Origin of the sequence: Sphingopyxis fribergensis, assembly GCF_000803645.1 — a bacterium.
In the GTDB taxonomy this organism is placed as follows: Bacteria; Pseudomonadota; Alphaproteobacteria; order Sphingomonadales; family Sphingomonadaceae; genus Sphingopyxis; species Sphingopyxis fribergensis.
The window spans coordinates 2990679-3009144 of record NZ_CP009122.1; the positions used below are offsets into that span (position 1 = coordinate 2990679).

Annotated in this window: 21 protein-coding genes and 1 pseudogene; 11 read left to right on the plus strand and 11 right to left on the minus strand. The window is 61.5% G+C overall.

Going from position 1 to position 18466, the window contains the following annotated elements:
* Positions 1 to 37: 37 nt before the first annotated feature.
* The 6 genes from SKP52_RS13820 to SKP52_RS27245 all read right to left on the minus strand — a co-directional run bounded on the left by SKP52_RS13820 (position 38) and on the right by SKP52_RS27245 (position 3581).
* Positions 38 to 274, minus strand: a complete 237-nt coding sequence (locus tag SKP52_RS13820) for a DUF6117 family protein (protein ID WP_039575574.1) — start codon at positions 272 to 274, stop codon at positions 38 to 40.
* Between the two features lie 5 nt (positions 275 to 279).
* Entirely contained in the window at positions 280 to 1290 is a 1011-nt protein-coding gene (locus tag SKP52_RS13825; protein ID WP_039575576.1) for an SLOG family protein, read from the minus strand.
* Between the two features lie 66 nt (positions 1291 to 1356).
* A complete protein-coding gene (locus SKP52_RS13830; RefSeq protein ID WP_039575578.1) occupies positions 1357 to 1542 on the minus strand; it encodes a hypothetical protein in 186 nt (61 codons plus the stop codon).
* 69 nt (positions 1543 to 1611) lie between these two features.
* Complete coding sequence (locus tag SKP52_RS13835; RefSeq protein WP_039575580.1) at positions 1612 to 2091, minus strand: DUF736 domain-containing protein; 480 nt, start codon at positions 2089 to 2091, stop codon at positions 1612 to 1614.
* Positions 2092 to 2964: 873 nt separating this feature from the next.
* Positions 2965 to 3429, minus strand: a complete 465-nt coding sequence (locus SKP52_RS13845; protein ID WP_039575583.1) for a MucR family transcriptional regulator — start codon at positions 3427 to 3429, stop codon at positions 2965 to 2967.
* Positions 3430 to 3440: 11 nt separating this feature from the next.
* Positions 3441 to 3581 carry a hypothetical protein gene (locus tag SKP52_RS27245; protein ID WP_234716212.1) on the minus strand — a complete coding sequence of 47 codons (141 nt, stop codon included), beginning with the start codon at positions 3579 to 3581 and terminating at the stop codon, positions 3441 to 3443.
* On the opposite strand from SKP52_RS27245, the gene SKP52_RS25475 reads away from it, so the two are divergent.
* A protein-coding gene (locus SKP52_RS25475; protein ID WP_234716168.1) for an IS5 family transposase occupies positions 3523 to 4223 on the plus strand; the annotation gives its coding sequence in 2 pieces (ribosomal slippage) (positions 3523 to 3799 and positions 3799 to 4223; 702 coding nt in all). The genes SKP52_RS27245 and SKP52_RS25475 overlap by 59 nt on opposite strands.
* A gap of 105 nt (positions 4224 to 4328) precedes the next feature.
* Positions 4329 to 5710 (plus strand): annotated as a pseudogene (locus tag SKP52_RS13855) (IS701 family transposase).
* Here SKP52_RS13855 and SKP52_RS13860 read toward each other — a convergent pair.
* Both SKP52_RS13860 and SKP52_RS25480 read right to left on the minus strand, forming a co-directional pair.
* The gene (locus SKP52_RS13860) at positions 5694 to 6482 is read right to left on the minus strand and encodes a GntR family transcriptional regulator (RefSeq protein WP_228383650.1); all 789 of its coding nucleotides are present in this window, start codon (positions 6480 to 6482) and stop codon (positions 5694 to 5696) included. The pseudogene SKP52_RS13855 and the gene SKP52_RS13860 overlap by 17 nt on opposite strands.
* Before the next feature lie 95 nt (positions 6483 to 6577).
* A complete protein-coding gene (locus tag SKP52_RS25480) occupies positions 6578 to 7450 on the minus strand; it encodes a protein phosphatase 2C domain-containing protein (RefSeq protein ID WP_081997367.1) in 873 nt (290 codons plus the stop codon).
* 122 nt (positions 7451 to 7572) lie between these two features.
* On the opposite strand from SKP52_RS25480, the gene SKP52_RS13875 reads away from it, so the two are divergent.
* A complete protein-coding gene (locus tag SKP52_RS13875; protein WP_039575593.1) occupies positions 7573 to 8670 on the plus strand; it encodes an anhydro-N-acetylmuramic acid kinase in 1098 nt (365 codons plus the stop codon).
* Here the strand turns inward: SKP52_RS13875 and gph are convergent.
* Positions 8649 to 9389: a phosphoglycolate phosphatase gene (gph, locus tag SKP52_RS13880; RefSeq protein ID WP_167702733.1), complete on the minus strand. Its 741-nt coding sequence runs from the start codon at positions 9387 to 9389 to the stop codon at positions 8649 to 8651. The two genes, SKP52_RS13875 and gph, sit on opposite strands and share 22 nt — an antisense overlap.
* Before the next feature lie 230 nt (positions 9390 to 9619).
* Between gph and SKP52_RS13885 the strand changes: the two genes are divergently transcribed.
* Both SKP52_RS13885 and SKP52_RS25485 read left to right on the plus strand, forming a co-directional pair.
* Positions 9620 to 9856: a hypothetical protein gene (locus SKP52_RS13885; protein ID WP_148309128.1), complete on the plus strand. Its 237-nt coding sequence runs from the start codon at positions 9620 to 9622 to the stop codon at positions 9854 to 9856.
* Positions 9853 to 11316, plus strand: a complete 1464-nt coding sequence (locus tag SKP52_RS25485) for a ThiF family adenylyltransferase (RefSeq protein WP_081997368.1) — start codon at positions 9853 to 9855, stop codon at positions 11314 to 11316. Before SKP52_RS13885 ends, SKP52_RS25485 begins: the two co-directional genes overlap by 4 nt.
* Here SKP52_RS25485 and SKP52_RS13900 read toward each other — a convergent pair.
* A complete protein-coding gene (locus tag SKP52_RS13900) occupies positions 11253 to 12317 on the minus strand; it encodes an apurinic/apyrimidinic endonuclease family protein (RefSeq protein ID WP_039575604.1) in 1065 nt (354 codons plus the stop codon). The genes SKP52_RS25485 and SKP52_RS13900 overlap by 64 nt on opposite strands.
* A 494-nt stretch (positions 12318 to 12811) precedes the next feature.
* Between SKP52_RS13900 and SKP52_RS13905 the strand changes: the two genes are divergently transcribed.
* The 6 genes from SKP52_RS13905 (at position 12812) to SKP52_RS13930 (ending at position 18170) form a co-directional block, all read left to right on the plus strand.
* Positions 12812 to 13723 (plus strand): acyl-CoA dehydrogenase family protein, encoded by a 912-nt coding sequence (locus SKP52_RS13905; protein ID WP_228383922.1) that lies wholly within the window; start codon positions 12812 to 12814, stop codon positions 13721 to 13723.
* Positions 13720 to 14718, plus strand: a complete 999-nt coding sequence (locus SKP52_RS13910) for a DegT/DnrJ/EryC1/StrS family aminotransferase (RefSeq protein WP_039575608.1) — start codon at positions 13720 to 13722, stop codon at positions 14716 to 14718. Before SKP52_RS13905 ends, SKP52_RS13910 begins: the two co-directional genes overlap by 4 nt.
* 79 nt (positions 14719 to 14797) lie before the next feature.
* Positions 14798 to 15787, plus strand: coding sequence for a radical SAM protein (locus SKP52_RS13915; protein WP_081997370.1), 990 nt, complete (start codon positions 14798 to 14800; stop codon positions 15785 to 15787).
* 12 nt (positions 15788 to 15799) lie between these two features.
* A complete protein-coding gene (locus SKP52_RS13920; protein WP_039575612.1) occupies positions 15800 to 16933 on the plus strand; it encodes an anhydro-N-acetylmuramic acid kinase in 1134 nt (377 codons plus the stop codon).
* Positions 16930 to 17364 (plus strand): SufE family protein, encoded by a 435-nt coding sequence (locus tag SKP52_RS13925; RefSeq protein WP_052208308.1) that lies wholly within the window; start codon positions 16930 to 16932, stop codon positions 17362 to 17364. Before SKP52_RS13920 ends, SKP52_RS13925 begins: the two co-directional genes overlap by 4 nt.
* On the plus strand, positions 17361 to 18170 hold the full coding sequence (locus SKP52_RS13930; protein ID WP_039575614.1) for a HesA/MoeB/ThiF family protein: 810 nt from the start codon (positions 17361 to 17363) through the stop codon (positions 18168 to 18170). Before SKP52_RS13925 ends, SKP52_RS13930 begins: the two co-directional genes overlap by 4 nt.
* On the opposite strand, the gene SKP52_RS25490 is transcribed toward SKP52_RS13930, so the two are convergent.
* Positions 18122 to 18373 carry a MoaD/ThiS family protein gene (locus SKP52_RS25490; protein ID WP_081997372.1) on the minus strand — a complete coding sequence of 84 codons (252 nt, stop codon included), beginning with the start codon at positions 18371 to 18373 and terminating at the stop codon, positions 18122 to 18124. The genes SKP52_RS13930 and SKP52_RS25490 overlap by 49 nt on opposite strands.
* Positions 18374 to 18466 lie beyond the last annotated feature (93 nt).

Below are 18466 nucleotides of genomic sequence, written 5' to 3' on the forward strand. Positions count from 1 at the left end.
AGCGGCCGCCTCGCAAAGGAGGCGGCCGCTCATTTCCTTAATCCGGATCAAAGGTTTCTCCGGTCGGCGGCACATAGGCCTCGAACGGGTTTCCGTCATGCAAATGTCCGAACGGGGTCATGACATGGCTGGAACCCTCGCGCCCCACCGCGCAGATGACATAGCGGGGCTCTCCCGACGCGGCGTCGGTGCATTCCATGAGGGCGAGGTCGCCATTTTCCGCCGCGCGGCGGAGCGTCGCGAAGTTCCGCCGATAAGCGTCGGGAATCGCCATCGCCGTCACGCCGTCAGGCGGAGGCCGGGGCCCCGCTGTGCCGCCGGGCGCGCAACACCGTCCGGCTTCTTGAAAGCATGAATCGGCACCCCGGCCTTGCGAAGGAGCTGATAAAGATTTGCCTGAAGCCCCGACCCCTCGCAGAGCAAAGCCTCGACGGGCTTCAACTCGGCGAGCTTGCGGTTGCGGTTGAAGGCGGTTTTCCGTCCCGAACCATAAAGGCCATAGGCGACGAGCGGCACGCTGTTCTCCGGACGCGCCGCCCATGCCGCCGCGATCGCGTCGGCGCCCTTGCGCTGGCCGGTCGTCACCAGCGTCATATGCGGCACGCGGGCCTTGATCTGGTCGAGCCGCGCCCAGAGCGGTTCCCAGTCGGACCAGATGGCCGGACCCGAGAAGACAACGATCGGGCCCTGCGGTAGATGCCGTTCGCGCGCGGCGAGCGCCCGCTCGCGCAGAAAATCCTGCGCCGCGATCTGGCTCGCCATCGAGACGGACGACGCCCGGCTTCCCTTCGCCGGCGACCATGGCCAGCCGGTGAGCGCGCGATACATTTCGGCGGCATAGTCGCGCATGCATTCGATGGCGTCGCGCTGCTCGGCGAGCGAGCGGCAGAGGAGCTGCTTTTCCTCGAGGCTCGTTGCATAGACTTCGCTGAGATCGGGCATGCGCGCGAGATCACCGAGTTCCTGCGCGATTGAATCTTCGCGGCGCGCAAGCTTTCCAGCCGTGAAATGGAACGAATTCACGAAGCCCCATGCGATATCCGGGGCGAACGCTTCGAGGCGGGTGTCGGTGAAGAGGTCGAAGATGGCGGCGATCACGCCGCCGCATTCGGCCTGCGCGGCGAAAGGCTCGGGCATGTCGAGGTCGGTCGGCTCGTCGCCAGCGGAGACGATCGAGAGCGGGATCGGGTCGCCGAAGGCGGCCTGAAATTCAGGGGTGGCGATGGCCTCGGCGTAAAGCTGTTTCAGGTCGGCGAAGCGGTCGACGGACGCGGGGTTGGCGTTGGTCATGATGGACCTCCGGTCAGCAAAAATGAAAAGCGGCCGGAGCGGCTGCGCCGCCCGGCCGCACGGGGATCAGTGGAGCGTTGCGCCCGCAGGCTTCCGCTGCGCCGGACTGGCGGCGATGCCCTCCAGCGGGCGCAGCCCGTTGACGACCTCCCATGCGAGGACGGGCGCGAGCGGTTCGAGCGTGGTTCCGGCAACGATGTCGAAGACAGCGGCGATGACGGCGCCGCATTCGATGAGACGAATCTGGGCCATGACGGCCTCCCAAGCTGGATGAAAAAAATGGGCCGGGAGCCGAAGCCCCCGGCCTGTCAGGCGTGCCCGTCAGAACGGGATCTGATCGTCGACGTCGGCACCGGTATCCGGGCCATTGTCCATCAGTGCGCCGTCAGTGCCCGCGGTGCTGTCACCGAAGCCGCCGCCCTGCTCACCGTCGCCATAGTCGCGGCGCGACGAGCGGATCGCGGGACCAAAGTCATCGCGGCGCTGCGGGCGCCGCCACGCGACGCGGTAGCCATCCCGCTCCGACCCGAAGAGCGCGATCGGGAGCGGCTCGGGGAGGCTCGGGTCGTCGATCGAGCCCTGAAGGAAGACTTCGCCGGTGGTATTTTTGGCGACGGCTTCCCAGAGAGCACCGAGCTGGACCCAGCGATTGCCGACGTTGAGCGCGACGATCTCATAGGCCGGGGCCCGCTCGTGATCGCTCTCGACCGGACGAAGACCGAGACGCGGCAGATCGATGGTGCGGGTCGCGATCGACCCCATCAGACGGCCGTTGTTATTGCTGAACTCACCGATATTCATGGGACTTTCCTTTGACGTTCATCGCTCCGGCCAATCCCGAAGCGACACCCGCCAAGGTCCCCCTCTCCTCTCTGTCCCGGCGCCGCGGTCCCGCGCCGCAGCCCGCGGTCGCTCCCGCCCTCGCGCCCTCACGCACCCGCTCGCTTCAGGCACGCAAATGCGCTATGCAGGGCGCATGGATGCCGAGACGATGAGGACGGTTGCGCGACTTGCGCGTTCTCGCGCGGATCGCGGAAGTTCCGCAACACATGGCGACGGGCTCGAGCGGCTTGGAGCCGCGCGGGCGCTCCGTCAGCTCGCGGTCGATCTCGAAGTCTCGGCCGATGCGTGCGAGGCCAATCCCCGGCCATCCCGCGGGCGCGGCCGACCGACCTTGCCCCGCCCGGCTCCCGCGCATGTTCCTTACGGCAGCCGATCGTTACCCGGCAGGGCCGAGATCCGGCGAAGCCGGAGCTCGGTCGGAGCGGCGCGTAGCGCCGCGGAGATAGAGCGGCGGTGCCCGCGATAGAGGGCAGCCGCCCTACAGCAACGCCCGCCAGCAAACCCGACCATCAGCGGATCAACTGCCGAGACTTGGGGCTTGGGTTCTGGGGGTTTGAGTCTTGGGCATGGCTCGAGTTCGCCGCAGGCGGGCCCCTAATGAGGCGCGCCTACGGTCGGTCGGCAGTATGAAGAATGGAGAGGCGCCCGCCTTGCAAGGCGTCAGAGCGAGCGGCAGCCCGCGGTCCCGGAGCGGCGCGGTCGCGATGCCGCTCGAATAGGCCCGCCGTCCACCGACCAACGGGCGGTCATCCAAGTGGCTAATGGCATCAAAGACTTTGCCCGGAGCCCGAGTGATCGGCGCGGCCGATCTATATGGGAAGAGGCGCCGAGTTATTTTGCCTTGGCACGGCCGCGCGGGGCCGGCTTGCGGCCGCCGCCCCGACCTTTGGTTCCGAGGCCGATAGCCTTGGCCAGGGTGCGACGCGTTTCGGCATAGTTGGGCGCGACCATCGGATAGTCCTTGGGGAGGTTCCACTTCGCGCGATACTCGTCGGGGGTCATGTTATAGGCCGTCATCAGATGGCGGCGGAGCATCTTGAGTTTCTTGCCGTCTTCCAGACACACGATGTAATCGGGTTTCACCGACGCTCGAATCGAGACGGCGGGCTCCTGTTTGACTTCCGGAGCCTCGGACGCGCCAAGACCGGCAAGGGCTTCATGCACCGACCGAATAACGAGCGGAATGTCCGATATCGCCACGCTGTTGTTGCTGACATGCGCAGCGACGATATCGGCGGTCAGCGTTACTAGGGTTAAAACCCAATCAGCCTCTTGAAATTGCTTGTATGTATTGATTCAAAGGGCCTTCACCGCAGCGGGAGGCCCTTCACGATGTCGCGTTCTTTATTCTGGTTGTCGGACGAAGCTTGGCTGGCGATCGAGCCGTACTTGCCCCGGAACCAGCCTGGTGCGCGACGGGTCGATGACCGGCGGGTGATTTCGGGCATCCTTCATGTACTGAAATCCGGCTGCCGGTGGTGCGACTGTCCGGCAGACTATGGACCATCGACGACGGTCTACAACCGCTTCAACCGCTGGTCGCGGCGGGGGTTCTGGACGAAGTTGCTCGATGCCTTGGCAGGGGCGGGTGCGGTGACGAAGAGCACGGCGATCGATAGCACCTACATCAAAGCCCAGCGCTCGGCCTTTGGTGGAAAAGGGGGCGCCAGACGCAGGCGATCGGTCGTTCTCGCGGCGGCTGGACAACCAAGATCCATGCCCTGACCGACGTTCTCGGCCGCCCCTATGCCCTTATGCTGACGGCGGGCAATGTCAGCGATGTGAAGGCTGCACCGGCACTGCTCGAACGCGCCGGACCGATGCGCTACCTGCTCGGCGACAAGGGCTACGACGCAAACCGGCTGCGGACGTCCTTGCGCGAGAATGGCACCAGCCCCGTCATTCCGGGTCGCCGCAACCGCAAGCGAGCCATCCGATACGATCAGCACCGCTACCGTAGCCGGCACCTCATCGAAAATGCCTTCTGCCGGATCAAAGACTTCCGTCGGATCGCCACACGCTACGACAAGCTCGCCGCCAACTTCCTGTCAGCCGTCGCGCTGGTCACTACCTTGGCCTTCTGGCTCTGAATGAGTCTCAGCCCTAGCACTACTTTGGCAGAAGTTTGATTTTGGGGATTCCCATTTTGGTTGATGGGTGATTCATAGGGAGCCGACGTTGGAAGGATGTCGGCGATGGATGGTGATTGGCGTGTTGATCTGGAGCGTTGGCTGGCGCCCTATCTGGAGGGCCTTGGCCACAAGGCTCGGCAACGGATGTGCCCGGCCTATGTCGCGGGCCTGATCGGTCCGGGGGATCGCAAGAGCATCCAGCCGATGGCGGCGCGGACGGGCGAAGTCGGCTATGATCGCCTGCATCACTTCATCGGTGCGGGCCTTTGGGACAGCGGTCCGCTTGAGGCGACCCTGTGGGAACAGGCCGATGCGCTGGTCGGCGGCGACAAGGCATGGCTGATCATCGACGACACCGCGTTGCCGAAGAAAGGGACGGCGTCGGTGGGAGTGGCGCCGCAATATGCATCAGCGCTGGGCAAGAATGCGAACTGCCAGACGCTCGTATCGGTGACGCTGGCGTCGCGAGAGGTGCCGATCATGCTGGGCTTGCGGCTGTTCCTGCCGGAAAGCTGGACGAGCGACGAGGCGCGCATGGTCAAGGCGGGCGTGCCCGAGCCCTTCCGCCCGTATCGCACCAAGCCGGCGATCGCTATCGAGGAAATCGACCGGGTCATTGCCGCCGGGGTGCGCTTTGGCTGTGTGCTCGCGGATGCCGGATACGGCCTCTCGGCTTCTTTCCGCCAGGGGCTGAGCACAAGAGGCTTGCACTGGGCGGTCGGCATCCCACGGCACCAGAAGGTTTATCCCGCTGATGTGCAACTGATCTTCCCCGTGGCGGGACGCGGGCGTCCCCGTCAGCACCACGTTCCGGACACCGCATCGCGCGCCGCCCACGCCGTGCTCGACGACGCAAAATGGCGACAGATCAGTTGGCGTCGGGGAACGAAGGGACGCCTGAGCGCGCGCTTTGCCGTCATGCGCGTCCGCATCGCCGACGGCCCGCCGCAACGCATCGGCGCCTCGGGCGCGCAGCACATGCCCGGGGAAGAAGCATGGCTGGTCGGCGAGCATCGCTCCAGCGGCGAGCGCAAATATTATCTCTCGAACCTGCCCGCAGATACGCCGATCCGGGATATCGCCGGCGCCATCAAGGCGCGCTGGATCTGCGAGCAGGCCCATCAGCAACTCAAGGAAGAACTCGGTCTCGACCATTTTGAAGGGCGATCATGGACAGGTCTTCATCGCCATGCCCTCATGACGATGATCGCATATGCCTACCTGCAATCCCGCCGCCTCGCTCAGGCGGGACGGAAAAAAAAGAATCGCAGGACCACCGCCGCAACCCAGTCTGCCCGCAGTCCGGCAGGCCATCCTTGATCACCTATCCAGGCCGCCGCCTGCCTGTTGCCCCCAATGCGGTCACCGCCTCCGTGAAGAGACAATCAAACTTCTGCCAAAGTAGTGCTAGACGGCCCTGTCAGTGCTTCACGAAAGTCCAGTAGAGTCGCGTCGCGATTTCGGCGCAGCGTTTGCGGCGATATCGGTGACAAATTCATATCGATCGCCGCGATATGCAGACCTCGTGAATTCGACGGGCGTCCCTTTCGCATCACGGGTCAGGCGCTCGATGCGCAATATTTCCGAACTCTGCGCAATCGAAAGCATTCCAGCTTCGGTTGGCGTCGCTAGAGCGGCGCAGATACGTTGTGTTCCGGACACAGGAAAAACCCCCGAGGCCTCAAGCGCTGCGTAGAGCGAGTCGCCGACGGCGTCCAAATTCGGAAGAAACTCCGCGGGGACGACGGCATGCTCTATTGCCAGTGGTTCGCCGTTCGCAAGACGCACACGCGCGAGCCTAGCCACCTTGGTGGCGATCGGAATCTCGAGAGCGACCGCCTCCTCGTCGGTGGCGCTGGCGTAAGCGCGCATCATCCACACAACGCCGGGATTATCGCCCCTCGACCGCGCATCCTCGGAAAAGCTCGTCAGCGTTGCGCCGCGTGCCAGGATGCGTTCGGTGACATATGTCCCCGAACCGTGCCGGCGAAAAAGCAATCCTTCCTCTATGAGCTTCTGGATGCCCTTCCGGATCGTGACCCGGGACATGCCCATTCGTTCCGATAATTCGCGTTCGGATGGAAGTGGTTCGCCCGGTTCCACCCCTCCGCTTTCGATATGCTCGCGAAGATTGCGCGCCAACTGAAGATAGAGCGGTGCATTGCTCTCCTTCAACCCGGCAAGCTTGTCTCGCATTTCCAGTCCTTTCCTGTTCATTGTCAAGGAAGCAGGCGATGAGAGAATCGCTCGCATTTTTCCGTTGCTGCTGGCCCTAACGATGAACACTCATTAGCATTTTTGGGTCGTTCGCTTCAACCATTTGGCACGCTATTGGTATACATGTCGATCCGCATGAAGCTCGCGTCGTCGGAGATTTTCGCGCGCGGATGATTGCGAAGCGACCCATCGACTTGCTCGAGCGTGCGAAGTTGGGAATAGTATTCCTCGAATTCTTCGCGACTGTTGATCGAAAGCAGATCGGACACCCCCAGTCGGCCAAACATATCGGTGAGGCGTAGAAAGCCATCGCTCGCTAAGGCGATCGCCCAGTCGTCGACGGGCAATTCGGCGCGATCGGCGCGCTCGATTGCCTCCATTTGGAGACCAAGCACCCAATAGCCGCCATCGACATTCATAAAAGCTCGATTTCGGACAAGTTGCGGCCGCAACTCCTGAAAAAGCTCGGCCGTGGAGATTCCTGGGTGCTCGGCGACGATCGATCGAGCCAGCGCTATGGTGCGCTGCTCGAAAGGCCCGATATTGCCGCCGTCTCCATGTTCGGCGAATGCTTCGCCGCCAAGGGGCCGGTAAGCAATCCGACAGTCTCCGAGCGTTGCCAGTTCAACTTTTTCGGGCAGGGCGCGGACAAAAGCTATCGCCGCGCAGGGCAATTCATGGCGCCCCGCGGGCGGGCGCCGCGCGAGCGTTGAATAGTCCAACCGGCAGCGGTCGACCACGGTGCCGAACAAATCCTCGAAGGGCATTGTTGGTTCGCTAGCCAGAAGATCGCGCAGCTCCGCATCGACCCGCTGCGCGAACCACTGCGCATCGCTGACTGCTGAGACGACGTTCTCACCAGCGCCAGAGGCTCCATCGATGACCCAAGCCGCGGCGTCCGTATATCCCACCAAATCCTCATTTGCCGTTGCTCCGGATCGGGTTTCCGCCAAACGGACGTTGAACATCTCGGCTCCACTAAATAGACGTGCGGTCGGCCTCGTGCGCGCTGGCCGATATCGTAGCTTGATGATGTGGTATCATGGTGGTAGCAAGCGTGCAACGTCGACTACGGTTAGGGGAGCGAGAGATGCGCATTCTTGGTTTCATGAGCGGGACGTCGCTTGATGGCGTCGATGCGGCCATTTTGAGCTCCGATGGCGAAGAGATTCACGACTTTGGTCCGACGCACCTCACCTCCTTTTCGACTGAAGAGCGCGCCATCGTCAAAGAAGCCACCGAGCAGTTTGTAGCGACCGGCACGGCCGAATCGAAACTTTTGGAGGAGGCCGACGATATCATCGTCGATGCGCACGTTCGCTGTGCGCGTGAACTTCTCTCCAAATCCGGAGCCGGTACGATCGAATTAATCGGTTATCATGGTCAAACTGTCCTGCACCGGCCCGATCGCGGATTGACGATCCAGATTGGCGACCCGAAAAAAATTGCCAATACGCTCGGCGTCGACGTTGTCGCGGACGTTCGCCAAGCCGATATGGCCGTCGGCGGAGAGGGCGCGCCTCTTGTCCCCATCTATCACGCCGCTCTTGCCCAGAAGATCGGCAAGTCGGGCCCGATCGCCTTTCTCAACGTGGGCGGCGTCGCGAATTTCACATTCATCGGCAGCGATAAAGAAATCATCGCACTTGATACCGGGCCGGGCAATGGGATGCTCGATCTTACCGTCCAAAAACGAGGTCTTGGGCGATATGATGATGGCGGAGCGCTGGCCGCGAGCGGAGAGATCAATCAGACTGTGCTGAGCCATTTACTGGCGCATCCCTATTTCGAACGTGAAGGGCCGAAGTCGTTGGATCGCTATGACTTTCCACTCGATATTGTGAATGATCTCTCGGCTGCCGACGCAGCGGCGACGTTGGTCGCGTTCACCGCCCGGTCCGTGGCGCTGGGCGCACAGCAGCTTCCCGAGCGACCGGCACTTTGGATCATTTGTGGCGGCGGGCGACATAATCCCGTTATAATGGAGGCCTTGCGAGAGGTCCTCGGCGACTGCGAAAGCGCGGACGATTTCGGGCTGCGCGGAGACTTCATCGAAGCCGAAGCCATCGGATTCATCGCGGCGCGCTCGGTTCGGGGGTTGCCAGTGACCTTCCCAAAAACGACGGGCGCGCCAAGGCCGACTGCGGCCGGAAAGCTATACAAGGCTCAGACGGCGACAGTCGCCTGACCAGGGCCGAGGTCGAAACTTGCGCGCTGTGCATTCGACCTGGCGGGTGCAATGATAGACCGCACGGCGCTGGGGAGCATGTCGAAATGATCGATGTGCAAATCCGCACCAAGCTGGCTGGCGCACACGTCGGAAAATCCGAAGCCTACCGCAATCGACGGCATCGCAGCCGCTCTCGCTGTCTCGACGTCGACCGCCGAATCTCCAACATAAATGGCCTTGGCCCCTTTCGCCTGCGTAATCGCGGTGAGCAACGGGCGCGGATCGGGTTTTCGGACAGGCAATGTGTCGCCGCCGATAATTGCGTCGAACATACCGGCCCAGCCGAGCGCTTCGACCAGATGATTGGCAAGTTCCTCAGGCTTGTTGGTGCAAATCGCGAGCCTGAAGCCTTCGATTCGCAATTCTTCGAGCGCGAGTTCCAGCCCCGGATAGGGCGCCGAAAAGGTACAAATATTGTCGGCATAATGTTCCAGGAACACCGGAATGGCTCGTGTGATCAGTTCTTCCGGTGCATCTCCGCTAAGCGTGAGTCCTGCGGACAGCAACGCGCGCGCGCCGTGGCCGGCAAGGGACCGAACGAGCATCGGCTCGACGACCGGCCGGCCGAGGACTTCCAGCGAATGATTGAGCGCAGCGATGAGATCGGGGGCCGTGTCGACAAGCGTCCCGTCGAGGTCAAATACCACTGTGTCGATTTTCGCGCCCCGCATCGCCATTCTGATGCCCGGCCCGGGACCGCAACACAAGGGCCAATTATGCGATCCGCCTTCCGTTCCGGCCATTCTGGCGCATCTAATGGATCTTGCGGCGTGACCATCGTGGTTCGGTCGCCGTCGCTGCATTTCCGACGGATTGCGCCGCTGCTAAAATTGGTTACAATCTGGTATTAGGTCAATCCGGGACGTGCGAAAGCAGTCGAATGGACCGACGGAACGGAGGATTCTGCATGCCGTCTGAAAAAACGTATCGAATCCATATTAACAATCACCCTCACGAGATCGGCCCCGCACCCCTACCCGCCGCGCAGGTCGCCAGGATGGCCGGGGTCCCGCTGGATAACGTCGTCATCGAACTCGAGACGCCAGCCGGACTGAAAGAAGTCGCCCTCGAAGAGACATTGGCCGCAGCTGATGGACTGAGTTTTCTTGTGACGCGCCAATTCATCATGGGCGGCGCCGCATGATACATGCGAACGGACGCGCGCTGCTCCGCCTAGCGCAACCCGAACTCGCAAGGTTGATCGCGACCGTTCTCGATGCACCCGACCCCTTGGAAGGCGGCGCATTCGCCTTGTTCGGTATGCGCGATACCGCGGCGTCCACTGTTTTCACCCTCGCCGAATTAATCGCTCCAGAGGTCGGCGAGATCGGCTGGGGGGACGGCAATGTTCGGATCAATCATCCCTACTTGCGGCGAGTCGCGAAGCTGGCGCAATCCGGACAACTCGCGGTCGGATTCATCCATTCCCATCCGCGAGGTCTGCCGCCTCGGCCGAGCAAGGTCGATGAAGAGATGGACGCCTACTTGGCGGACTATCTGGGGAGTCTTCTTACTGGTCGCCCCTTCGTCAGCTTGATCCTTTCGTACGACGGAAGCGATATTGCTGTTGGCGGTAGGGCTCTAATCGATGGAGAATGGCGCGCGATAGATCGCGTTGCGGCCGAGCGGATGCCCCAAGTCGTCGCATGGCCGGGCGGCGAGCGGCCAGCCCCACCACCGCAGCCACCGGAAAGCGTGGCGCGGATGACGAGTGCGTTCGGACTGGAAGCTTATCAGCGCCTCGCCCGTGCTACCGTCGCACTCATCGGCGCTGGCGGCACAGGCTCTGCGGCGATACCAATTCTGGCCCGCGCCGGCGTCGGCCGTCTGATTGTCATAGATGGCGATCATGTCACCATTTCTAATCTTGAACGCTTGCACGGCAGCCGTCCCTCCGACGTTGAGGCGGCCACCCCGAAAGCCCTTGTCGCCAAACGCTCAGTTGCTGAATTCGCACCGCATTGTGAGGTCCGTGCCGTGGTCGGCCGCCTCCCTCAGCGCGAGATCGTCGACCTGGTCGTTGAGGCTGACCTTCTGATGGGCTGCACTGATCAACATTCGAGCCGAATGGCCGTTGCGGACATCGCTTCCCGCTATCTTGTACCGGCGATTGACTGCGGCGGGCTGATCGAGGGAGCCGACGGCGTCGTAACTGGCCAACTGGTGCAGATTGTCCGCTTCTTGGCCGCGGACCCTTGTCCGGTTTGCCGAGGGATGATTTCCCCGCTGCGCGTCGAGCAGGAATTGCTTCCAACTGGCGCGCGTCTCGACGCCGCGACTCAGGTTGCAAAGGCGGCCGCGGCGGGCGTGCGGCACGACCCAATCCTGTCAGCAATTCCCCAGATCGACACTGTCGGCTACATCACGACGACCGCCGGAACTCTCGCCGCCGGATTTGCAATCGGATGGCTGACGGGCCGTTTCGACCCTAAGTTTCAGCGGCTGCAGCTCGACCTAGTCAGCCGCAATCTCGGCGCGGTGGACCGGCCGCAGACGGCAAATCCCGACTGCTATTGCACCCTGTCATATGGCCATGCGGATCAGAGCGATACGGCGGCGCCCATCTCTGCGCCCGCACATTGGCCGCCAGTCCGCTTCCTGTAGATTTCCCGAAGCGCCCCCAATGATCGGCGCTGGGCGCCGTTTTCGATATGGCTTTCTCCCACCGCCGGATCGACCTCCAGCACGATAGTTCCCGTACGGCCAAAGCGGTCCGGGAGCCTCTCGAAGGGCAGCGAGCCCGAACCGACCTCGAGCCCCTCGCTGACTATCGATCGCGTCAACACCGCTTCGTCGAGCGCATCCTTTGCGATCTGGTCGCGGTCGAGCAGGATCGCGTCCGAAGCATGCAGATATGGCATGTCACTGTCCACGAAATCGAAGGGGTGGAGCCACTCGACCTCCTGAAGGTCTTCCTCGCTGATCCACGCGAACCTAGGGTCATCCCGAAGCGAGGAATAGGCCACCCTCTTTCGGTTGAATAGGTTCGAAGACAGCGCGGCGTGCGCGACGTCGACGAACGGTTCCACATTGTCGAGACCCTCCTGCCGCACGAAGTCGCGGAAGCGAGCGATCTCCCAAGGGAAAAAATGGTCCAGGGGACCAGAGAGATAGTTCCTGCCATCGCGCGGCAGCAATGAATAGTGGCCGACATTCTCGACAAGTAGACGCTTGCCGCTTGCAGCGTCGGCCAGATCCCTGATGACCTCGTTGAAGGCTATTTCGGCGGAGGCCTTGTCGACGGCTCGCGGCGCGCCCTCGCCGAATACCAGCCCCCAATAGCGATGGAGGACGATCGCATCCGCACCAACCCGGTCGGCGAACTCGATGCTCCGTAGGCACTGGTCGGCGTCGAAGTCCCGCGAGGTCACCACGGCGACGGATTGCAGCGGGACGTGGACAACGAGTCCATTCACCGAATGGTCTGCTTTGAACCGCTCCACATTCGCGATCGCGGTCTTGAAGCTGTCACGCGAGTCGATGTCGCGCGCGCCGAACGTATGCAGCTCGAGATTCACGGGCAATCCAAGCTCGGTCATGGCTCGACCGCGAGCGCCGAGCTGCTCTTTGTCGATGGCCGCGGCTTTCAGGGAAAAATCGACCATTTGAAAATCCTTCCGCTACCCGCAAGCACCCGGATGAGAAGCCCTTGTCGCGGGATTCGCGAGCGTCAGCTGCAGTTGCGCCGCTTGACTCGAAAGAACAATACCACTTATAGACCGGGTAACAAGTTGTATCAAATGTGGTAACTAACCTGGGGTTAGCCTAGCATTGTGACGCGACGCGCACAAATCGGCGGAGGACATGGATGCCCATGACTTGTCGAGACCGCGAAAGCGGTACAAACAAAGGGTCCGCTTCGGAATTTATTTCCAGCGCGCCTTCGCCGTTTTGCGAGATCGTCGCCGCACACGCCGCCGAAGGCGATGCACTGTGCCGCATCAGTCCGGTCATTCTCGATGCGATGCGGAGCGAGGGCTTGTTTCGCACCCTGCAGCCGCGGCGCTTTGGCGGCGGCGAAGCTGACATCGCAGCATTTTTCGACAAGCAAATCGAGATCTCGGCGACCGACATGTCAACCGGCTGGCTCGCCGGCGTGATGGGCGTCCTCGCTTTCCATCTCGCGCTCTTCCCAGCAAAGGCGCAAACGGATGTCTGGGATGCGAACCCGGGCGCCCTCATGGCGTGCAGCTACATGCAGACCGGAAAAGCAATATTGACCAGCGACGGTTACGAGCTGAGCGGCAGATGGCGATTCGCGAGCGGCGCCGACTATGCAGACTGGTTCCTGCTCGGCGCCCGCCTTGAGCGGGCGGGCGAGATTGAGCCCGTCATCTTCCTCGTGCCGCGGCACGATGTCGAGATCCTGCAGACATGGCGCGCGACCGGATTGCGCGGAACCGGTAGTCAGGACTTGTCAATCGAACGCTGCTTCGTCCCAACCCATCGCATCCACGGCATAAGAGAGCGCTTCCTTGGAATGAGCCCCGGGCTCGAGGTCAATCGAGCGCCGCTCTATCGCATCCCTCTTCCGCAACTGCTTTTCCGCGTGGTGTCGGTCCCGGCGATCGGAGCGCTACGCAGCGGCCTCGCGGCTCTTATCGACCATAATTCGCTACGCACGGACATTACCGGGCAACGCGTCGCCGGGAATCCTGAAGTGCGCCTAACGGTCGGCGAAGTCGCAACGGACATCGAAGAAATGCTGGGCATATTGCGTGACGGCATCCGCCAACTGTCGGCGGCCGCGTCGGAGGGCCGAAACCTCCCGCTCCAAACCCGCATGATATTGCGGCTGCAGGCGTCGCGCACCGCCGAACGCTGCTGTCGACTCATGCACCGGATTTTTGTCGCGGCGGGTGCGAGCGGTCTGACCTCCGATGCGCCGTTCGGCCGCCTGCTTGCCGACATCCAAGCGTCTCGGCAGCACGCCGCCAATCAGTTCCAGCCGTTCGGGCAGTCGCTCGGAGCGAGCCTGCTGGGCATGGAAGCGGAGGACAGTCTACTATGAGTGGCGATATCGCACACCCGTCGCCCCTTCCGTTTAGCGTCGCTTTCGATCCGCGAGACGAGGATGAGGTGATCCGTCGCTGGCGCGGCTTGTTGCGTGGAAATCACTGGAGCCATGGCGCCGAACTTGAAGAGTTCGAGGCGACCTGGAAAGCGTGGAACGAACTGCCAGCGATTGGGTTCGACAACTGGGCCGGCGCCGCGGCCGCCATTCTCGATTTCTTCCAGGTGGCCGGCAAGACCGTCCTGTGTCCTTCCAACACATTTCTTGCGACCCCGCGATCGGCGCTGCGTGCCGGGGCAAGTGTCGAATTCTACGACTGCAATCGCGAAGACTTGTGCGGTTCGTACACGGACTTCGTCGAGAAGGCTGAGCGGCATAAGCCGGCGCTCGCTTACATCGTACACATCGGCGGGCACATCGCATTCGATATTCACCGTATCGCCGAATATTGCCGGGCCAATCAAATCGCGCTCATCGAGGATTGCGCCCATGCGGTCGGAGCCGAGTGGAACGGCGTGAAGCCGGGCGCATTCGGGGATGCCGGCATCTTCTCGCTCTATGCGACGAAGACCATCTCGACCGGAGAAGGCGGCGTCGCGGTCACAGCCAATCCCGATCTCGAGCGGCACGTGCGATCCTTCCGCGATTACGGGCGCGGTTCGCGATATAAAATTCAAGGAATGAACCACAGGCTCGATGAATTTCGGGCCGCACTCGGTGTCGTGCAGATGCGCAGGATGCCCGAAATCGTCAGCTGGAAACAACGATACGCGCGCGAGGTCCTGGACTTGCGCTATCCAAATCGCGTGCAGATGCCCAATGGTATGGAAAGCGGATACTATAAGTATATCGTATTTGACGAGATACCACAGACAACGGGTCGGGTATATGAGTTGCCATGCCATGAAATATTTGATTCTTCGATCAGTCTTCCTAACACTGAATGGGCTACTAATAATCATTGGTGCGTTCCAATATACTATCCGAAATAGTTTATATTCATCAAAATATTTCAAAGTCCCTAGTTAGAAAACGCCAATGCATATTATATAAATAACGAGGAGAAATGCCATGCGTGACGTTCTGGATATCAGAAGTACGACGAACATGGTGCATCCGATCTGGCTTTGGATCGATCCAACCAGCCGGTGCAACCTCGCCTGCCGCCTTTGCTATACAAAGTTCAGTCATGGCAAACTCGATCTCGAGCCGTCGCAACTCGAGGAGACGCTTGGGCGGCTCGCCGCGTCAGATACGCTTGAGGTCAAGGGAATCCATCTCAACTGGCGCGGCGAGCCCTTGATGAATCCGCGTTTCAACGAGCTCCTCGCGATAACCCGTCGGCTGCTTCCTGACGCGCCACTCCAGTGGCACACCAACGGCACGATGCTCACTGCCAAGCGCGTGAAGGAGATTCTGGCGGTCCCTTACACGCACAAAATTTTCGTCTCGCTTGATGGTGGCAATGCCCGCTCGCACGATCTGAACCGGGGGCAAGGCAATTTCCACAAGACAATGGGCGGGCTCCGACGGTTGCTCGACATGCGCGGCGACGATCGCCGTTTTGCGACCATCGGCGTGTATCAGATCGATCTCAACCAAACCGAGGAAGCCTATGACCCCGAGTTTGTCGAACTGCTCGGCCGCGTCGACGACTATGTGAAGGTTACCCCCCTCCTTCCGGGCGGGGCGCACAGCAATGTGACTGAAATCGGCGACCTCGAAAGCGACAAGACCCTCTACGACCGGATGTTGCAGGACATCAACCCGAACCTACCCGTCCCCGGAGGGTCCTGTTTCTGGGCCGGCCATACCCTTTGCCTGGCACCCGACGGCAAGGTCTCGGTTTGTGTCATCAGTCACGGCAGGGCGGGCGTCGTCGGCAATCTCTTCGACGAGACGCCCGAGGCCGTGGTCGACCGCGCGGTGGCATTTCGCCGCATGCTCGAATCCGCGGGGCGCGCATGCGTTGGCCATTGCTCGACCTGTCGCAAGCCGGAAGGCGACGTGCTTCCGAAGCACAAACAGCGCGGACAATCGAAGCTGACGGAAATCGCCTGAGGAGTTGATCGTATGAACAGAAGCGACTGGGCAGTCGGATTGATGACCGGGACGATCATTGACGGCTTCATCGACATTGCGGCGGTTCGAACCGACGGGCGCGACATTGCGGAATTTGGCCCCTGGTCGCTCTCTCCTTATCCCGACTCTCTGCAGGAGTTGATAGCGAAGGCATTCGATGCTGCTCTCGCATGGCGCTTCGACGGAGCCGAACCCGGGATATTCGCAGAGGCGGAAGAGGCGCTGACACTGGCGCAAGCCGATGCTGTGGTGCGTTTTCTCGATGAGCACGGCATCGCGCGGAACTCCGTGCGGGTGATCGGCTTCCACGGCCAGACGGTGCTGCACCAGGCGCCAGACAACGGCCGGAAGGGAAATACCCGCCAACTTGGGAATGGCCGATTGATGGCCGATCGCACCGGCATCGATGTCGTCTATGATTTCAGGACCGACGACATTCGCTCTGGAGGACATGGCGCGCCCATATCTGTTTCCTATCATCACGCGCTCCTGAAGCACTTGGGGGCGGGCTCGGACACGGCCATCATCAACCTCGGCGGCGTCGCCAATCTCAGCTGGGCCGGGACGGACGGCGAGGTCATCGGTTTCGACACTGGACCTGGCGTGGGGCCGATCAACGACTGGATCACCGCGCATGGCGCCGGCGAAATGGATCTGGAAGGCCGGGTTGCCGCTAGAGGCAGTGCGGATGAGGAACGGCTCCAGACGCTGCTGGCTCATCCCTTCCTTTCTGCAACTTGGCCCAAGTCGCTCGACCGGTTCGATTTCACCGGAGCGCTCGCCGACGGGCTCTCACTCGCCGACGGCGCTATGACTCTGACCGCTTTCACCGCCGGAACCGTGGGCAAGGCGCTAGACATGCTACCGGTGCGGCCCGATCGTTTGATCGTCTGCGGTGGCGGTCGGAAAAATCCGACATTGATGGCGGAGCTCGCCAGGCGCGCTGACGTCCAGGCCCTCGCCGCCGAGGCGGTCGGCTTACGCGGTGATGCGATCGAGGCCGAATGTTTTGCCTTTCTGGCGATGCGCAAGATTCACGATCTTCCGATCAGTTTTCCAGAAACGACGGGGGTGCCGAACCCAATGCCCGGCGGCCGCGTCGCCGCAGCCGAGCGCGTGTCGTGACCGAAGCCAGCGAGGACACGGCCTGCAATCCGATCGAGGCCGCCGCACGGGCGCTGACGTGCGAGTTTGCAGCGGCCGGCGACGTGTCGGGGCAAATCGCGCGCCTTATCGATATGGGGCGCGCGTTCGATGGCTTACCAGACGGCGACAAGAACGCGGTCACCCGCATTCACGGCTGTCAATCGCAGCTCTGGCTCAAGGCCCAACTCAACGGCCAGATCATGACGTTTCGCGCCGATTCCGACTCGCTGGTGATGCGCGGACTGCTTGCCGTCATCCTCCAGATTTACGAGGGGAAGCGCCCGGACCAGATCGTCCGGCACGACTCCGGGGCCGTCGATACTCTGATCCTCACACTCGCGCCCAGCCGTGCTTCGGGCCTTCGTTCGTTGAAGCAGCGGATTCGCGAATCGGCGGAGGCAGCGCTTTGAATGCGCAGCGAGAGATTGGCGAATATTATTCGCGGCAGACCGTCCTGCCGGAGATCGGGCTGCTCGGACAGCAAGTGCTCGCCCGATCGAAGGTCCTCGTCATCGGCGCCGGCGGATTGGGGTCTCCCCTCCTCATGTACCTCGCCGGCGCCGGGATAGGGACGCTGGGTATCGTGGATTTCGACGTGGTCGAACCCTCGAACCTGCACAGGCAGATCCTCCATGGCATCGACCGGCTCGATACGCTGAAGACTGCCAGCGCGATCCGGACTCTGACAAATATCAATCCGCACATCGAACTGATCCGGCACGATGAGCCGATCGGCGCAACGAATGCCGACCGTCTTGTTTCGCAATATGATCTGGTCGCCGACGGCAGCGACAATTTCGATACACGCGACGCGGTCCACGCCGCTTGCCGGCGGAGCGGCAAGACGCTCGTCAGCGCGGCAATCCAGCTGACCAGCGGAATATTGACGACCTTCAAATCGCACGAGCCGGGCGAAAACCCATGCTTCCGCTGCCTTTATCCCGACCGGCCGAACGCGGAGGTTACACCAAGCTGCTCCCTGATCGGCGTTCTCGGCCCCGCGGTGGGTGCTATGGGCTCGCTCCAGGCAATCGAGGTGATCAAGGAATTGCTCGAAATCGCGCCCAGTCTGTCGGGCACCTTGGCGATGTACGATGCCTTCGCCTGTGAGATCGAAAAAATCGAACTCCCGCGGCGAACCGGATGTCCCATCTGCGGAGAAGAAGCTTATCCCCCGGTTACCGGGGGGAACAGTCCAACAGTATCGGCCGGCTGAATCGGATGATCGCGCTCAACATAACGCCGGTTCACTGTGAAACGCAGGCTTCCTTCTGCGTTGGCGACCGCAGCGAGATCCGGATGGCGATCAGAAAGAATATCAATGAGCATGGAAATATTTCTACAACCATTTGGCAACTCAATATCCTCCGAAGACAATCCCGTCTTGGATCTAAGCCATGAAAAATAGGTGATTCTCATGTCTGGAACCCTCTGTTACGCCACAATATATCCGAACAATATGCACTTTATCATATTTTTTAAAGGATTCCATCCAATTTTTACTAAAATATT